Origin of the sequence: Bhargavaea sp. CC-171006 (assembly GCF_009761675.1) — a bacterium.
In the GTDB taxonomy this organism is placed as follows: domain Bacteria; phylum Bacillota; class Bacilli; order Bacillales_A; family Planococcaceae; genus Bhargavaea; species Bhargavaea changchunensis.
The window spans coordinates 20,992-36,518 of sequence record NZ_QUZH01000022.1 but is presented as its reverse complement, the minus strand read 5'-3'; the positions used below and the strand labels follow the sequence as shown (position 1 = coordinate 36,518).

Sequence of the window (15,527 nt, the reverse complement as noted above, 5' to 3'; positions counted from 1 at the left end):
CGTGTTGACGCATGAAAAAACGGCCATGCGATTTCACGCATGACCGTCTGTTCATCAAGGGTTCTGGTCTTCTTCGCCGGTTCCGCCTTGGTCACCGGTCCCGTTGTCATTGCCGTTACCAGGATTGGTCTGTCCTCCCGGGCCGCCTGGGCTAGGCTGCTGGCCTCCGCCTTGGTTGTCCTGACCACCCTGACCGTCGTCCGGGTTGCCTTGGTTGCCGGAACCGTTACCCTGACCCTGGCCGGGATTCTGGTTGCCAGGGTTACCGGCATTGCCGCCGTCACCCTGCTCATTTTCATCCGGCTCTTGTTCGTTTTCGTCCGGAGCTTGCTCGTTCTCATCCGGTTCCTGCTCGTTTTCGTCAGGTTCTGCCGGCTGCTCTTCCTCAGGGGCGCCTCCGATCTGGATGGAGACAGAGGCAGGGGCACTGGAAGCATCACCCGACTTGGCAACTACCGAGAAGGTGTACGTCTTGCCCGGTTCAACGCCGGTCGCCGCTGCGGTCTTCTCTGTGGTGGTCGTCAGGTTCTGTGCGCCGCCGCCATCGACGCTATAGGAGACAGCGAACTGCACATCTTCTCCGCCTTCATGTTCCCAACTGAGCCGGACAAGATTTTGTGCTTCGTCATAGTCCGCGCTGAGCCCGGTCGGTGCCGGCAGCGCTTCTTTTTCCTCTTCTTCAGGTTCATATGTCTTGGACACACGTTCAGGCACCGTGCCGCGTACGAAGAGTTCCGTGCTCTTTTTGTCCGATGGTGTCCAGTCGCTCGCGAGCCGAAGAGGATCCGTTCCGATCTCGATGGTCGCTTCCACGACGGATTTCGGCTTCTGGAACGACGAGTTATCACCGCGCTGAGCGAGATCCCCGAGGATTTCAGAAAATGCTTTTTGAGGGAACCAGCGCTCTTCCCATTTGGTGAGCGGTTTGTAGTAGTCCTCATGGCCGGTCCAGACTGCAATGGAGTATTCCGGAGTATAACCGACAAACCAGCTGTCCGGGACGGCCATTTCTTCACCGCTGAATCGTTCGGTGAATGTTTTTGCGTCATAGTTGGTTGTTCCGGTCTTGCCCGCAACATCAAGGCCATGCGAATTTACATTTTTGTATGCTGTTCCCTGAGGGTTTTTAACCACGTCTCTCAGGATGTCCGTAATCATATATGCAGTGGAATCCTTCATGGCACTTACCGGTTTCGGACGGAGATCGCGCTCCGTTTTTCCGTCGCGCAGGACGACTTTGTTAATGGTGTAAGGCTCGGTATACATCCCGCCGTTGCCGAATGCCGCATAGGCACCCGCCATCTGAAGCGGAGATGCTCCCACGCCGCCGCCAAGAGCAGAAGATGAATTTGGGTTATCTACATTGATGCCGACTTTTTTTGCGAACTCAGACGCTTTTGAAGCTCCGACTTCTTCGAATGTCGCGACAGCCGGTACGTTCTGGGACATATACAGCGCTTTTCTCATCGTCATCTTGCCGCGGTATTGTCCGTCAGCGTTTCTGATGATCTGGTCACTGCCTTTGTAAGTCCTGCGTTCGTCATTGACCGTGTGTCCGGTTGACCAGTCAAGGTGTTCGATGGCCGGACCATAGTCCAGGATCGGCTTGATTGCCGACCCGACGGATCGGCTGCTGACCAGTGCAAGGTTTTTGTCCCCGGTCTTATAATCAGGGCGCCCTGCAACCGCCTTGACGGCCCCTGATTGCGTATCGATCACTGCCGCGCTTGCAGATGCTTCGCCAGGGATATTATCGTTGGTGATTGTGGCTTCGACCTTTTCCTGGGCGGCCGGATCCAGAGTGGTATAAATCTTCAGGCCGTCCGCGATGGAGAGATCATGTTCTTCCAACTCTTCTCTGACCATATCTACGAATGCTGCATATTTGTTGCTGCCGTGATGTTTCTGTTTCTCAGGGGGAACCAGTCCTTCCGTGACAGGCACCGCTTTTGCCGCATCCGCTTCTTCCTGGGAGATCTTGCCGTGCTGGACCATCAGGCCGAGAACAATGTTCCGTCGCTTTTCAGCACGCTCCGGATGTCGGTAAGGGTTGTAGCGGTTTGGACTTTGCGGCATCCCGGCAAGAAGGGCGGCCTCATGCAGCTTCAGCTCTTCCGGTTCTTTGCCGTAGAATTGATCGGCTGCTGTACCGAAGCCGAAGATATTATCGGTCATCAGCACTTTGTTGAAGTACATCTCGAAGATTTCTTCTTTTTCGTATTTCCGTTCAAGCTGGAATGCAAGCCATGCTTCCTGTGCTTTCCGCTTCAGCGTTTTCTCGTTTTGGAGAAACGAATTTTTCACTACCTGCTGGGTGAGTGTGCTGGCACCCTGTGCACCAAAGCCGTCCCGGAAGTTGGCAAGCACCGCCCCGCCGAGGCGCCACAGGTCCATGCCGTGGTGCTTGTAGAAACGCACGTCCTCGGTTGCAAGGATGGCGTCTTCCATTAGTTTCGGAATCTGTTCATATTCCACAAATTCCCGGTTTTCGGGCCCCAGGGTAATAAGCGGTTCTTCCGAGCCTTCCACATACAGCTCAGAGGCCAGGGGATCCTTCAGCGACTCCTCGTCAAGTTCAGGCGCAGTCGCCGCGTAATAGGTAAACAGACCGGCGCCGAATACAAAGCCGATCACCGCCACGAGGACAGCGATTTTCAGGATCTTTTTCCAGGTCGGCTGTTTCTTGCCCCCGGGCTTTTTGGAGCTTTTGCGGTCCGTCTTGCGGGCCTGCTCCTGCTGCTGCCGCCTTTGGGAGCGGGATTGAATCTGGTCACTCATAGGTTTTCCTCTCTTTCTATTGCGTTAAGAAATGCCTAATTTCGCGATGGCGCCCAGATAGTCGAGCCTCGGCCGGAATCCGGCGTGAAACTCGACGGCATCTTCCTCAAGTTCGGCGACCGGAATGGATTTCCGGCCGCCTTCCTTCATCCGCTTCCAGGCACGGTCAACCAGGTCGAACGGGACAATAAAATAACGTTCGGTTTCGGTGAACTTGACGATCAGGAAAGCGGTGCCTCCCTGGTCGGTCACGCTCCGCATGTGCTCGACCTGGTGCTCGTGGATGTTTTTCAGCGGAAAGGAGGAACTGATTCCGGTCTCCTTCGCGTCAAAATCAATATGATGGCCGTGGTAGATCCCGTTGTAGTCGGTCGTCGAGGGTGTCTTAAAGTAAGCTTCACGGATGACCGCGGCACTTCTTGACGGATAGTCGACCTTTACAATCTGCACGGGTACGGGTTTCTTGTGAATGACCGCGATGCCGTTTGCAAGATAGTAGGCATTGGACTCGTCCAACTCGTCCTCCAATGTCTTACCCCTATTGCTGAACGAGTAGTCTTTTTTTGCAGACTTCACCGCGGGCTTTTCGGCCGGGGTATACTTTCTTCCGCCGGGATAGCGAATTGCCATCTTTCTCACCTCGCATTCACTTATCATACCACATCCATAAGACGTCTTATGGCACCGCCGGGTTGCGGAAAGCGGGCAGGATGTTTTTTACAATCTCCATTCGAAGAATGTCTGTTCCCCTCCAGGTGGTCACTGATCATCATATTTGGTAGGATGAAGAAAACCAATAAAAAAGGAAGACCATATATATGAAACTTTATGAAATGACCAAAGAGCTTCTGGACGAATGCGGAAAATGCCGGCCCCGCCACGCCCGTATGAGGGAAGAGGAGCGGGAGCCGGACTTTTTCGGAGAAGTGAAGCCGTATGCGGACCCTGTGCACCAGCTGATTTCCGACTGGAAGGTAATGTCAGAAGAGTGGATCCGGCATGAGCGGCCGAAACATGTGCACGAGGCACAAATCGAGAATGCGGCTGACATGATGACGCAGTTCATCGTTCAATCGTTTTATCCGAAAACCGGCAAGAAGCGGTTCTATGATTCAATCCAATCAGCGGAGTATTTGCTGAAGACCATGATCGCGGCAATGGAGGAGGGGACGGATGGTGCTGAACAAACAAAAGACCATCGGTGAACTGGTCGGTGAGTGGCTGGCCGATCCGGAAATGCAGGAATCGGTCCGGCATCACCGCGTGATTGAGGGGAAGGAGGCCCGCTACGCCCCTTTCCCCGATCGGCTTCATCCGTCAATCCGGAAAGCGCTCGAGTCACGCGGGATCAGACGGCTGTATACACACCAGCGCGAAGCGTTCGACCTGGCCTTTTCCGGCAGGTCATTTACTGCAGTGACACCGACCGCCTCGGGAAAGTCCCTCTGCTATCACCTGCCCGTTCTGCAGTCGGTGCTGGAAGACCGGTCGTCCCGTGCGCTTTATCTGTTTCCGACAAAAGCCCTTGCACAGGATCAGATGGCGGACCTTCACCGGCTCATCGAAGAAAGTGGAGAGGAAATCCTCAGCCACACGTATGATGGGGATACGAGCCCGGGCATCCGCCAGAAAGTAAGGAAGTCCGGCCATATCATCATGACAAATCCGGACATGCTCCACTCGGGGATCCTGCCGCACCATACGAAGTGGGTCTCGCTTTTTGAAAATCTTAAGTATATCGTGATCGACGAGCTTCATACGTATAAAGGGGTCTTCGGCAGCCATGTCTCCCATGTGCTTCGCAGGCTGGTAAGGATTGCGCGCTATTACGGCAGTGACCCGGTCATCATTTGTACGTCCGCCACAATCGCCAATCCGAAGGAACTCGCGGAGTCGCTCGCGAATCGGGAGATGGCGCTGATCGCAGACAACGGCGCGCCGTCGGGCAAAAAGCACTTCATCTTTTATAATCCCCCCGTGGTGCACCCGACATTCGGAATCCGCAGATCTGCGGTGCTGGAGGTGCGTGATCTTGCCCGCAGGCTCTACCAAGAGAACATCCAGACCATTGTTTTCGCCAAAAGCCGGGTGCGCGTCGAGATGCTAGTTACGTATATGAAAGAGATGACAAAGAAGAAGCTGTCGGACACGACGATCCGCGGCTACCGGGGCGGTTATCTTCCGTCGGAGCGGAGGGAAATCGAAAAGGGCCTCCGGAACGGGAACATCAAGACCGTCGTCTCGACAAATGCGCTTGAGCTCGGCGTGGATATCGGGCAGCTGCAGGCGTGCATCATGACGGGCTATCCGGGGAACATCGCAAGTGCCTGGCAGCAGGCTGGACGGGCGGGACGCCGCCAGGACGAGGCGCTGATCATCTATGTCGCGCAATCGCTGCCGCTTGACCAGTATGTGATTGACCATCCGGAGTACCTGTTCGGCCAGTCTCCGGAAGAGGCGCGCATCCATCCGGACAACATCCTGATTCTCATGGACCATCTGAAATGCGCCTCGTTCGAGCTGCCGTTCACACTTGACGAACAGTACGGCGAGTTTGACGTGCAGGAGCTGCTCGCCTTCCTTGCTTCAGAGGGCATCCTCGTCCAGGCGGGAGACAAGTGGCACTGGATGAGCGAGCGGTTCCCGGCAAGCGAGATCAGCCTGCGGTCAGCATCCCAGGAGAACGTCATCATCATCGACAAGTCGGTCCCGCGCGACACGACAGTCATCGGTGAGATGGACCGCTACAGCGCAATGACGCTGCTTCACGAAGAAGCAATCTACATTCACCAGGGCACCCAGTACCAGGTCGAGGAACTCGACTGGGAAGAAAAGAAGGCATACGTACGGGAAGTCGATGTCGATTACTTCACCGATGCCAACCTGGCCGTCGAGCTCAAGGTCATTGCGGAAGATGAATTCGAGGACCGGGGAGACCATACCGAGTCGTTCGGAGACATCGCCGTACTCGCCATGCCGACCATCTTCAAGAAGATCCGGTTCGACACCCATGACAATATCGGTTCCGGGCCGATCACACTTCCGGCAGAGGAGATGCACACGTCTTCCGCCTGGCTGTCGTTTGAGCGGCCGGGGGACTGGACGGAATCCGACCTGACCGACGCCATGACCGGCGCCGCCTATGCGATGCATTCGTTCATCCCGATGTTCGTCAGCTGTGACCGTTCCGACATCCATGTCGTCCCGCAAGTCAAAGCTGTCCACACCAAGCGGCCGACGTTCTTCGTGTACGACAGCTATCCGGGCGGTATCGGCCTCAGCAAACGCATCCACGGCATGTGGCCGGATCTCCTCGAACAGACGGCGGGGCACGTCGAGTCATGTCCGTGCGAGTCCGGATGTCCGGTTTGCATCGGCGCCCAGGAATCTGGCGGCAACATTAAGCGCCGTGTCGCAGAGCTTCTCAGAAAGCTTGCGGGGTGAGCCGCGATGTCCTATGAAAACCGTCTGATGCAGATGAAGAAGATGCTGAAAAAGGCACCTGCCGAAAAAGTGAAGGAAACGGCCTACAAGAAGCCGTCCGCTCCGGAATATGCGGAGCGGTGGGAGACGGCCGGATTAAAGCGCATCGACAACCAATTCGGCACGGTCTTCCTGAAGCGGACACACTATCCAGCGGATACCGTGCATGGCGGACTGGCGCTTGGCATGCTCGAAGAAGCGGCATCGGTCTGGTCCGGATCGGACGGCATCCATCCCTTCGCTGAAGGAGATGAGAAGAAACTTCTGTTTTTTGATACGGAGACGACTGGCCTGAAGGGGACCGGGTCTCTCATTTTCATGGCCGGCCTTCTTTCGACGGACGGGGAGGATTTCACGCTCGACCAATATGTTTTGGCAGATCCGGCACACGAAACGGCGTTTTTGTTCGAGACCGGCCTCTGGAAACCGGGACGCACCCTTGTCACCTACAACGGAAAGAGTTTTGACTGGCCTCAGCTCCAGACCCGCTGGACGATGAACCGGGATCATCTGCCGAACCTTCCCGACCCCGCGCATATCGACCTGCTCCAGGGGACCCGGCGCATCTGGAAGGGCAGCCTGGACAGTTTCTCGTTAAAATCAGTCGAGGAAGAAGTACTCGACTTTCACCGGGAAGACGATGTGCCGGGCTTCCTTGCGCCGATCATATACACCGATGCAGTACGCAGCGGGAACCCGGACCTTCTGCTCCGCGTCCTTCGTCATAATGAGTGGGACCTGCTGTCACTTGTAACGCTGTTTTCCAAGCTGACGTCCCTGCTCATGAAAGAGAATGAAGAAGAGACCCCGCTTCCGCATACAAACATCGGCAAATGGTTCGGTGATTTGAAAGCATACGAAAAAAGCCGCGAGGTGCTCGAAGAAGTGACGAATGTCTTTTTCGATGAAACCGATGAAGCGTATTATTATCTCGGTTTCCTCCTGAAGAAAGAGCAGCGTTATAAGGATGCGGAATCCGCTTTTCTGCAAGCCTATAAGGGCGGGCTTGATGAAGGGAAAACCCTGCAGGCTCTCGAGGAGCTGGCAAAGCTGCAGGAACATCGCCTGGGCAATCTGCCCGAAGCGGAGATGAACTGTCTCCGTGCCGCAGGGCTGTTGAAGAACATGAAGGCGCTGAAACCCTTCCGGAAAGAGCGGTGGCAGGAACGTTTTGAAAGCCGCCTGGCCCGCGTACGCAGAAAACAGGGAAAATAAGAATCGGAGCGGGGAAATATTCATAGTGGAGTCTTCCGACTATTTCCCGGGCAAGCGCAGATTCCGACATAGGTCCTATTCTTTCCGACAGAGTTAAACACGCGCGGGCAAAATATGCTATAATTTAAGGAAGCAAGCAAAGACGGAAGGACGAGAGTCATGGAGACTAAACTCACCGCCAAGGAAATCCTCGAACACGAATTCAAAACTGGAGTCCGGGGATACAAGCCGGACGAAGTTGATCATTTTCTCGATGAAATCATCCAAGACTATGAAGCATTCAACAAGAAGATTGCCGCACTGACCGAAGAAAACAGGCGGCTTACCGAGGAAATCGAAGAGCTGAAAAGCCGGTCATCCGCACCGGCACCTCAGCAGACAGGCACAACGAACTTCGACATCCTGAAGCGGTTGTCGAATCTCGAGCGCCATGTATTCGGAAATAAACTGAACGACTGATGCACAGAACGCGCCCAGGAATGAAAACGAGTGGAAGGATGTTCCATTTGATTCCGGGGCGCGTTTATGGTATGATGATCGTTGCCAAAGTCGCCATTCAGGTAATCGCTGCAACTTCGGGTTGTAGAGGAAAGTCCATGCTCGCACGGTTCTGAGATGACCGTAGTGTTCGTGCCCGGCAAAGTCATAAGCCGGGGCAGATCCTTCCGGGTCTGACGGCGGGGATAATGCCTAAGTCCTTTGGGATATGGCAGAGATCCCCTGAAAAGTGCCACAGTGACGTAGTCGCATCGGAAACGGTGCGGGTGGAACGGGTAAACCCCTCGAGCGAGAAACCCAAATTTTGGTAGGGGCGTCCTTCCGAAGGAAACGAACGGAGGAAGGGACAGGCAGAAGCCTGTAGATAGATGATTACCGCCGGAGTACGAGGCGTAAGCCGTCTGAGTACGATGGAACAAAACATGGCTTATCGAATGGCGACGGTATATTTGCATGTAACGAAACGCTCTCCCATGACAGGAGGGCGTTTCTTTTGTACGATACATACAGCAGACTCGCCGGGGAACGTCCCGGCGGTGAGGAGTGGTACGATACGATGACTATATTCAAACTGGTGGCGACCGCAGCGATGGGTCTGGAGAAGCCTGTTGCCGACGAGGTCCGCGCGCTCGGCTATGAGCCGACCGTTGAAAACGGGAAGATCTATTTTGAAGGGGACGAAACCGCAATCGCGCGGGCAAACCTGTGGCTCCGTATTGCCGACCGTGTCAAAATCGTTGCCGGCGAGTTCAAGGCAATCACATTCGACGATCTGTTTGAGGGTGTCAAGTCGATCCCGTGGGAGGACTACCTTCCGGCAGACGCCGAGTTCCCGGTGAGCGGAAAGTCCGTCAAATCCCAGCTCGGCAGTGTGCGTGACTGCCAGGCGATCACCAAGAAAGCCATCGTCGAACGGCTGAACGGGGCCTATGGCCGGCGAGGCATTTTGCCGGAAACCGGAGCGCTGTTCAAAATTGAAGTGTCCGTGCTGAAAGACGTGGCAACACTCACGATTGACACGAGCGGAGCCGGTCTCCACAAAAGGGGCTATCGGGTGGGGCAGGGAGATGCGCCGCTCAAGGAAACGCTTGCCGCTGCACTTGTCCAGCTGACTCGCTGGAGCCCTGACAGGCCGTTCCACGATCCATTCTGCGGCTCCGGTACACTGGCGATCGAAGCGGCCATGATCGGCCAGAACCTCGCCCCCGGCTACAATCGGGAATTCGTGAGCGAACAATGGCCATGGATGAACGCTTCCGTATGGGAAGACGTCCGGGCCCATGCAGACAGCGTCGCCGACTACGATGTCCAACTCGACATCACAGGTACCGATATTGATCACCGAATGATCAAAATCGCCGAAGACAACGCCGCTGAAGCCGGATTTGCCGATCTCATTCACTTTAAACAGATGCAGGCTGCCGACTTCACTACTGACAAAGCTAATGGCGTCATGGCCTCCAACCCTCCATATGGCGAGCGGATCGGCGAAGTCGAGGAAGTTGAACAAGTCATCCGCGGACTCGGCCAGGTGATGAAACAGTACCCGACATGGTCGGTCTACATGCTTTCATCCATGGAGAACTTCGAAGATCTCTTCGGACGGAAAGCAACCAAGAAGCGTAAACTCTTCAACGGTTTCATCCGCACTGACTATTACCAATTCTGGGGACAAAAGAAAAGAGATTGATTTTAAGTGGGGAAACCGGGCGGATGTCCGGTTTTTTTATGCTTTCTAGGATCGTGATTGTAATAAAAAAGACCTCAACATGAGAGGTCTTTTTTGATAGTTACTGCTTATTTCCCTGTTTTGTTGCGTCGTTTTAGGGGCAACAGTCTGTGCCTCAACAGCGCTATAGAATAAGCGAGGACAAAAGAGGAAATGACGCATAGCGGTGCATACAGAATGGCGTATTTTTGTGTGGTAAAGAAGTGTTCATAGAAATACTGATAGACAAACTTGTCCGTAATTGCAGAAGCAAGATAAATATCTAATGTCAAAACAGAAATTGAGGTGATGGGTATTGACATCACTTTACCGATTTTTGAGACGGGAGCTTCCATTTTATAAAAGGCAGCAAATAAGAAAACTGATTGGACAACAATTAAAATGGAGTGATAACCACCGACGGCGTTCACAATGGTTCCATCACCACTCTTGATGCAAATGATTGCTGTTTCGATAGAAGTAACAATCAAAAACATGAAAAAGGAGCGCATAGGAGAAATGCTTAAACCGTGTTTTCTTATATATACTCCCAGAAAATAAAAAGTAATTGGGTACAATCTCATCCAAAAATCCGGGAACTCGATCACAGACAAGTAGGGGATGTCGTTATTAAAAACATTCCAAAAACCAGGAACAGATGTGGTGAATATAAGAATCAGCAGGAAGACCTGGAATTCCTTTTTAGTTTTAAAAGCTTTCCAGATGTTATTTAAAAAGGGGATCAGCAAAGCAAGGCCGATATACATTTCAACGTACCAAGCATACCGAATACCCTTGAATTCAAATACGCTTTGGATCCACTCCAGAATTGTACGCTCTTCCCCAAAATATAAAGCTCTTGCAAGTATGATGACAACTGATAAAACCAAATAAATATATATAACATTGAGAACGCTCTTGAAATACTTTTTATTCCATTCCTTCTTCCACTGAAGGAATCCCGTTGCAATTAAGAAAAGTGGAACACAAACAATGAACAATTGCCGCCAGAAAACTTGGAGAGTCAACGATGTCCCAATAATGGGGGAATTGTAAAAATCGGTGTTCAGAAGGAAGTGAACACTGACCACACTCAGTATGGCAATCACTTTAATTAAATCGACACCATAAAAAATCTTTTGATTCATAAGATCCTCCTCAAAGTAAGAAGTACGTTTCACAATATCATGCGCCCTGGCTTGGTCATTTGGATCTCATATTATGTATTTTCATGAGGAAGAAACTTCCTCGAAAGGATTCGGCTAATGATTTCGCTTGGTTGGAATCCAGATCGAAGCCAGGTCAGCTGACATGCTCATCATATTACTTAATTTACCTGGCCCATCGCAAGTAATTGTATGTTTATAAAAGCATCGTTACTGGGTGTAATGTTCTCCGAAGTCACTTTAGCACTCGTCGTTCAAACTGATGAACTCCCTTTCTTCTAGCCATTCAATTGCTCCCTCTTTCTTCCTAATACAATTAAATAGTTAGTCGTTCACCTTTTTAGACTCGAGTGAAAAAGCAATGTCGGGCAAACCTCGTATTTTCAATTTCACTATTTAATTCTGTATCAAATTTCATTTTGCGTCGGCAAAATGAGGTCCTTTCTTAAACCACAAAATTAAATTTTGACAATCCCCCTTGAACTTTTCTCCGTTTCGCCTGTCTAATGAGTACAGAGAGATTGGAAGCGGGGGAAGGCCATGGAGGATAGAGAATTGGCTGAGCGTGCAATATCGGGAGATGCTGAGGCGTTCGTCCAGCTGATGGAGCTGCATAAGGCATCGCTGTACCGCACGGCGTACGCTTTTCTTAAATCTGAGCATGCCGCCGTTGAGGCGGTGCAGGAAGTGACGGCAAGGGCTTTCCGAAATATCCGGAGGCTGAAAGAGCCGTCGTATGCAAAAACGTGGCTGACGCGGATTATGATCAACTACTGCCAGGATGAATTGAAAAAGGCGAGGCGTGAACCGGTGACCGACCGGATACCGGAAAGCATCGCGCATACCGGTGACGACCTCCTTATCATTGAGGAGGCCCTTCACACCCTGCCTGGCCCGTCACGCCGGCTGATCCATCTGAAGTATTTCGAGGACATGAAGATCAAAGAAATCGCGGCGATCGAGAAAATTCCGGAGGGCACTGTTAAGTCCCGTCTCAACAAGACATTGCGGTCATTGCGGGATTTCATGAACGGGAAGGGAGGGCGTGCAGATGACTGAGCGTGAAGTGGAGCGGCTACGGAGCATGAAGGAACAACTGGATATTATTCCGATTCCGGAAGAAGCGCTGTCGGATGCAATCAGGGCGGGTGTCCGGCAGGCGGAAAATCAGTATGCCCGTAAAAAAACGACGCAGCGTTTTATCTGGCCATCAGCGGCTGTTGCCGTCCTGTTGCTGGCGTTTGTCATGACCATCAGAATCTCGCCGGCATTTGCACATGCCGTCTCCAGCCTCCCGGGCATGTCAATGATCGTAGAAATGATCCAATATGACAAAGGATTGAGGGCGATTATTGACAATGAGTATTATGAAGAAATCCATTCGACCGATTCGGATGGAACGGTCACGGTAACCCTGAACGGCGTCATTGTCGATCAGTCCGGGATGGTCATTTCCTACACGGTTGATTCAACAACCGGTATGAAAGATCCGCAGATCGACAAGATTGAACTTTATTCTGGAAATGAACTGCTCGAACACCAGGGCATCAGCTTCAACTATCCGTCCGAAGACGGCAAGATGAGCAATGAGCAACTGATCCAATACAACTTTACCGAACCGCTGCCGACGGATAGTCAGGAATTCGAATTAAAACTCAGTATTCGTGATACGGAAGACCATCAATTCAGCCTTCCGTTCACGACCCGGAAACCGGTCGCCGAGGGCAAGATATATGACCTGAACCGGTCCGTCACCATAGATGGGCAAAAACTCACCATTGAATCCATTACCGTCCATCCGCTGAAAGTCACCGTCAGAATAAAGGAAGATCCGGACAATACGATGGACGTCCTGCAGTATGAGGACCTCCGGATAGAGAACGGAGACGGGGAAGTGTGGAGCCGGATTGCAAACGGAATGACTGCAACGCGGGACGAAGAAGGCACTGATATCTATTTCCTGCAGAGCAACTATTTTGAGCAACCCGATCTGATGGTCTTCCGCATGAACCGCATACAGGCCATCGGCAAAACTGAACGTCTCGTTGTTGACACACTTACCGGTGAAGTTCTGGAGACGCCGTCAGACGGAAAGCTTGAAGTGACGGAGCTATCGCCGACATTGGTTGAAACGAAGCTGAAAACAGGTCATGAATTTGGCTACGGTTATCTTCAGGAAGCAGTTGACGCGGAAGGGAAATCAATCGAACTTACTTCAAGCGGTTCCTGGCAAATCGACGATTTCAGTTACGGTGATATGAAGTTCGAAAACGGAGATTATGTGAATCCGATCACCATCAAATTCTTCGCCTATCCGAATTACATCGAAGGCGACGTGACGATCCGCCTTGAATGAAACGGACAACTGATGGGAAGCATAGACTTAAATGCTTCCCACTTTTTTCATGGCGTGCTATACTCATAAAATCGTGCATTTTTCCGCCTGAATGGAAAAATGCTTTCATTACGTTTACAGGGGGCTTTCGATTGAAACAGGCGATTCCGTTTGCATTGGACCGGGAGCGGTCGTTTTTTGAGTCACTTGACGACTGGATCGGCGACGTGCTGTACGATGAGCTGACCGAGAAGGGGTTTGACCTGCGGGATGAGCAGGTGTTCATGGCGTTTCAGATCGGCCAGGCGCTCAAGGACAAATCGGTGTTATTCGCGGAAGCGGGGGTCGGCACGGGCAAGACGATCGCCTATTTGCTGCCGGCGGTCGCGTATGCGCGGTATACCGGGAAACCCGCTATCATCGCGTGTGCCGACGAAACGCTGATCGATCAGCTGGTCAAGGAAACCGGGGACATCGGCAAGCTCGAGCGAGCGCTCGGCCTGACTGTTGACGTCCGGCTCGCCAAGTCCCGTGAACAGTATCTGTGCCTGAAGCGGCTGGATGAATCAAAAGGTGTGACTGACGTCGCTGACGACATCGACGCGGGACTGCCGGATTTTGTTCGCGGCCACGGTTCAATGATGCGGCTTGATCCTTATGGGGCCCGTTCCGATTACCCGGATCTGTCCGACGAAGACTGGAGTTCTGTCAACTACCATCCGCTTTATCAGTGCGGTTCATGCGAACTCCGGAACCGCTGCGGCCAGACGCTTCACCGGAATCATTACCGGGCGTCGACCGACCTGATCATATGCTCTCAGGACTTTTATATGGAACATCTTTGGACGAAAGAATCCCGCAGCCGGCAAGGCCAGCTTCCGCTGCTGCCGGAATCCTCGGTTGTCGTATTCGACGAGGGCCACCTGCTGGAGTATGCGGCGCAGAAGGCATTCACGTACCGCGTACAGGAACGCACGATCGATACAGTACTGTCCCGCATCATGGTCGACGGCGTCCGCGAAAAGACACTTGTCCTCATGGAGGCGCTGATTGATCATCATGCGGAACTTTTCCGCTTGCTCCATGAATCCGCGGAAGGGGAGAGTGACCGTCGTGCCATCGTTCGCTCCAAGGCGATCGGTGACCGCGCCGCTGCCGTTGTGAAGCTTTCCATTGATATTCTTGAAGAGTTGGTTTTCGATGCGGATCTTTACGTGATTCCAGAATACGATCTGAAGCTGGCCGAGGAATATCTTGAGCAGTACATCCACTCGATGAAACTTTTCTGTGAAAACGGTGAAGCGGTTGACTGGCTGGAAGATGAGAACGGCGACGAGACACTTGTCATCATGCCGCGTCTTGTGACGGATATGCTGGAGGAACTCCTGTTCTCTAAAAAAATGCCGGTCATCTTCTCGTCTGCGACCATGTCTGTGGATGGAGACTTCTCGTTCCTCGCTGGCTCCCTCGGAATCCGAGATTTCAAGTCCTTCTCCGTTGAGTCGCCGTTTGACTACGACGAAGTGATGAAAATCAGGGTGAAGCGTGCCGCAGACAAGGCGGCGGACGTACTCCGCCTCGCTGATGATGGACAGCAGTCGCTCATCCTCTTCCGGTCGAAATCTTCGATGGAAGCCTTCAGGAAAGCCGTGGGACACGACCCGCGCTTCCTGTTCGAAGGGGACCGTGCGTTGTCCGCGATGGTCAGGGACTTCCAGGAGGGCAAAGCGCAAGTACTTTGCTCCTGGCATCTGTGGGAGGGTCTCGATATTCCGGGTGAAGCGCTCACACGCGTCATCATTCACGACCTTCCATACCCGCCGGATGATCCGCTATTCGAAGCGAAACGCCGGTTCGCTGAGGATGCCTACCGCGACATCGACCTGCCGTACATGCTGCTGCGCCTTCGCCAGGGCATCGGCCGCCTGATCCGTACATCCGAGGACCATGGAGATATTCAATTGCTGCTTGATGAAAATGACATTAAGGCTGAAGGGGAGATCCTAAAGGTGCTTCCCGTCCAGCCAGACAGCCTGCCTTCCGCGTGATGCGGAAGGTTTTTTGTTGTTAGAGCTGGCAGGAACGCGTAAGTGTGCGAGTGTTTGCAGCGGCAAGTACTGCTTTCGCGACGACCGGGATTCGCGACCGCAAGTCCCTGTTCCGCGACGACAAGTCCTCAATTCGCGACCGCAACCTACGTTTTTGCGACGGCCCCGGGATTCGCGTCCATAAGTCCATGTTTCGCGTCGGCAAGTCCTGAATTCGCGACCGCCACCCACGTTTTCGCGGCGCCTCTATCCCAAATATCCCCGCTCTGCCACGGTGCAGTGAAAAAATGATATGA

General features: G+C 52.8%; 11 protein-coding genes and 1 other RNA gene. 9 read left to right on the top strand and 3 right to left on the bottom strand.

Translation table 11 applies throughout. The features are described from left to right. Positions 1 to 54: 54 nt before the first annotated feature. A complete protein-coding gene (locus tag DZC51_RS09240) occupies positions 55 to 2,778 on the bottom strand; it encodes a transglycosylase domain-containing protein (RefSeq protein ID WP_157295093.1) in 2,724 nt (907 codons plus the stop codon). A gap of 24 nt (positions 2,779 to 2,802) precedes the next feature. Continuing rightward, entirely contained in the window at positions 2,803 to 3,408 is a 606-nt protein-coding gene (recU, locus tag DZC51_RS09235) for a Holliday junction resolvase RecU (protein ID WP_157295092.1), read from the bottom strand. 188 nt (positions 3,409 to 3,596) lie between these two features. On the opposite strand from recU, the gene DZC51_RS09230 reads away from it, so the two are divergent. The 6 genes from DZC51_RS09230 to DZC51_RS09205 all read left to right on the top strand — a co-directional run bounded on the left by DZC51_RS09230 (position 3,597) and on the right by DZC51_RS09205 (position 9,664). After that, positions 3,597 to 3,983, top strand: coding sequence for a YppE family protein (locus tag DZC51_RS09230; RefSeq protein ID WP_157295091.1), 387 nt, complete (start codon positions 3,597 to 3,599; stop codon positions 3,981 to 3,983). Next, on the top strand, positions 3,955 to 6,222 hold the full coding sequence (locus tag DZC51_RS09225; protein ID WP_157295090.1) for a DEAD/DEAH box helicase: 2,268 nt from the start codon (positions 3,955 to 3,957) through the stop codon (positions 6,220 to 6,222). Before DZC51_RS09230 ends, DZC51_RS09225 begins: the two co-directional genes overlap by 29 nt. 6 nt (positions 6,223 to 6,228) lie before the next feature. After that, a complete protein-coding gene (locus DZC51_RS09220; RefSeq protein WP_157295089.1) occupies positions 6,229 to 7,476 on the top strand; it encodes a ribonuclease H-like domain-containing protein in 1,248 nt (415 codons plus the stop codon). 159 nt (positions 7,477 to 7,635) lie between these two features. Then, positions 7,636 to 7,935 carry a cell division regulator GpsB gene (gene gpsB / locus DZC51_RS09215; protein WP_157295088.1) on the top strand — a complete coding sequence of 100 codons (300 nt, stop codon included), beginning with the start codon at positions 7,636 to 7,638 and terminating at the stop codon, positions 7,933 to 7,935. Positions 7,936 to 8,028: 93 nt separating this feature from the next. After that, positions 8,029 to 8,409, top strand: an RNA gene (gene rnpB, locus DZC51_RS09210) — RNase P RNA component class B. A 121-nt stretch (positions 8,410 to 8,530) separates the two neighbouring features. Further along, complete coding sequence (locus tag DZC51_RS09205) at positions 8,531 to 9,664, top strand: THUMP domain-containing class I SAM-dependent RNA methyltransferase (RefSeq protein WP_157295241.1); 1,134 nt, start codon at positions 8,531 to 8,533, stop codon at positions 9,662 to 9,664. A gap of 107 nt (positions 9,665 to 9,771) precedes the next feature. Here DZC51_RS09205 and DZC51_RS09200 read toward each other — a convergent pair whose 3' ends face one another. Further along, positions 9,772 to 10,863 carry an acyltransferase gene (locus DZC51_RS09200; RefSeq protein ID WP_157295087.1) on the bottom strand — a complete coding sequence of 364 codons (1,092 nt, stop codon included), beginning with the start codon at positions 10,861 to 10,863 and terminating at the stop codon, positions 9,772 to 9,774. A 540-nt stretch (positions 10,864 to 11,403) separates the two neighbouring features. On the opposite strand from DZC51_RS09200, the gene DZC51_RS09195 reads away from it, so the two are divergent. From DZC51_RS09195 to DZC51_RS09185, 3 genes are all read left to right on the top strand, one after another. Continuing rightward, on the top strand, positions 11,404 to 11,907 hold the full coding sequence (locus DZC51_RS09195; protein WP_232524103.1) for a sigma-70 family RNA polymerase sigma factor: 504 nt from the start codon (positions 11,404 to 11,406) through the stop codon (positions 11,905 to 11,907). Continuing rightward, a complete protein-coding gene (locus tag DZC51_RS09190) occupies positions 11,900 to 13,204 on the top strand; it encodes a DUF4179 domain-containing protein (RefSeq protein WP_157295085.1) in 1,305 nt (434 codons plus the stop codon). Before DZC51_RS09195 ends, DZC51_RS09190 begins: the two co-directional genes overlap by 8 nt. 131 nt (positions 13,205 to 13,335) lie before the next feature. Then, positions 13,336 to 15,231, top strand: coding sequence for an ATP-dependent DNA helicase (locus DZC51_RS09185; RefSeq protein ID WP_157295084.1), 1,896 nt, complete (start codon positions 13,336 to 13,338; stop codon positions 15,229 to 15,231). The last annotated feature ends 296 nt before the right edge of the window (positions 15,232 to 15,527 follow it).

Coding starts and splice junctions, on each gene's coding strand:
- DZC51_RS09230 (WP_157295091.1), top strand. CDS start 3,597: ATGAAACTTTATGAAATGACCAAAGAGCTTCTGGACGAATGCGGAAAA.
- recU (WP_157295092.1), bottom strand. CDS start 3,408: ATGGCAATTCGCTATCCCGGCGGAAGAAAGTATACCCCGGCCGAAAAG.
- DZC51_RS09220 (WP_157295089.1), top strand. CDS start 6,229: ATGTCCTATGAAAACCGTCTGATGCAGATGAAGAAGATGCTGAAAAAG.
- DZC51_RS09205 (WP_157295241.1), top strand. CDS start 8,531: ATGACTATATTCAAACTGGTGGCGACCGCAGCGATGGGTCTGGAGAAG.
- DZC51_RS09240 (WP_157295093.1), bottom strand. CDS start 2,778: ATGAGTGACCAGATTCAATCCCGCTCCCAAAGGCGGCAGCAGCAGGAG.
- gpsB (WP_157295088.1), top strand. CDS start 7,636: ATGGAGACTAAACTCACCGCCAAGGAAATCCTCGAACACGAATTCAAA.
- DZC51_RS09190 (WP_157295085.1), top strand. CDS start 11,900: ATGACTGAGCGTGAAGTGGAGCGGCTACGGAGCATGAAGGAACAACTG.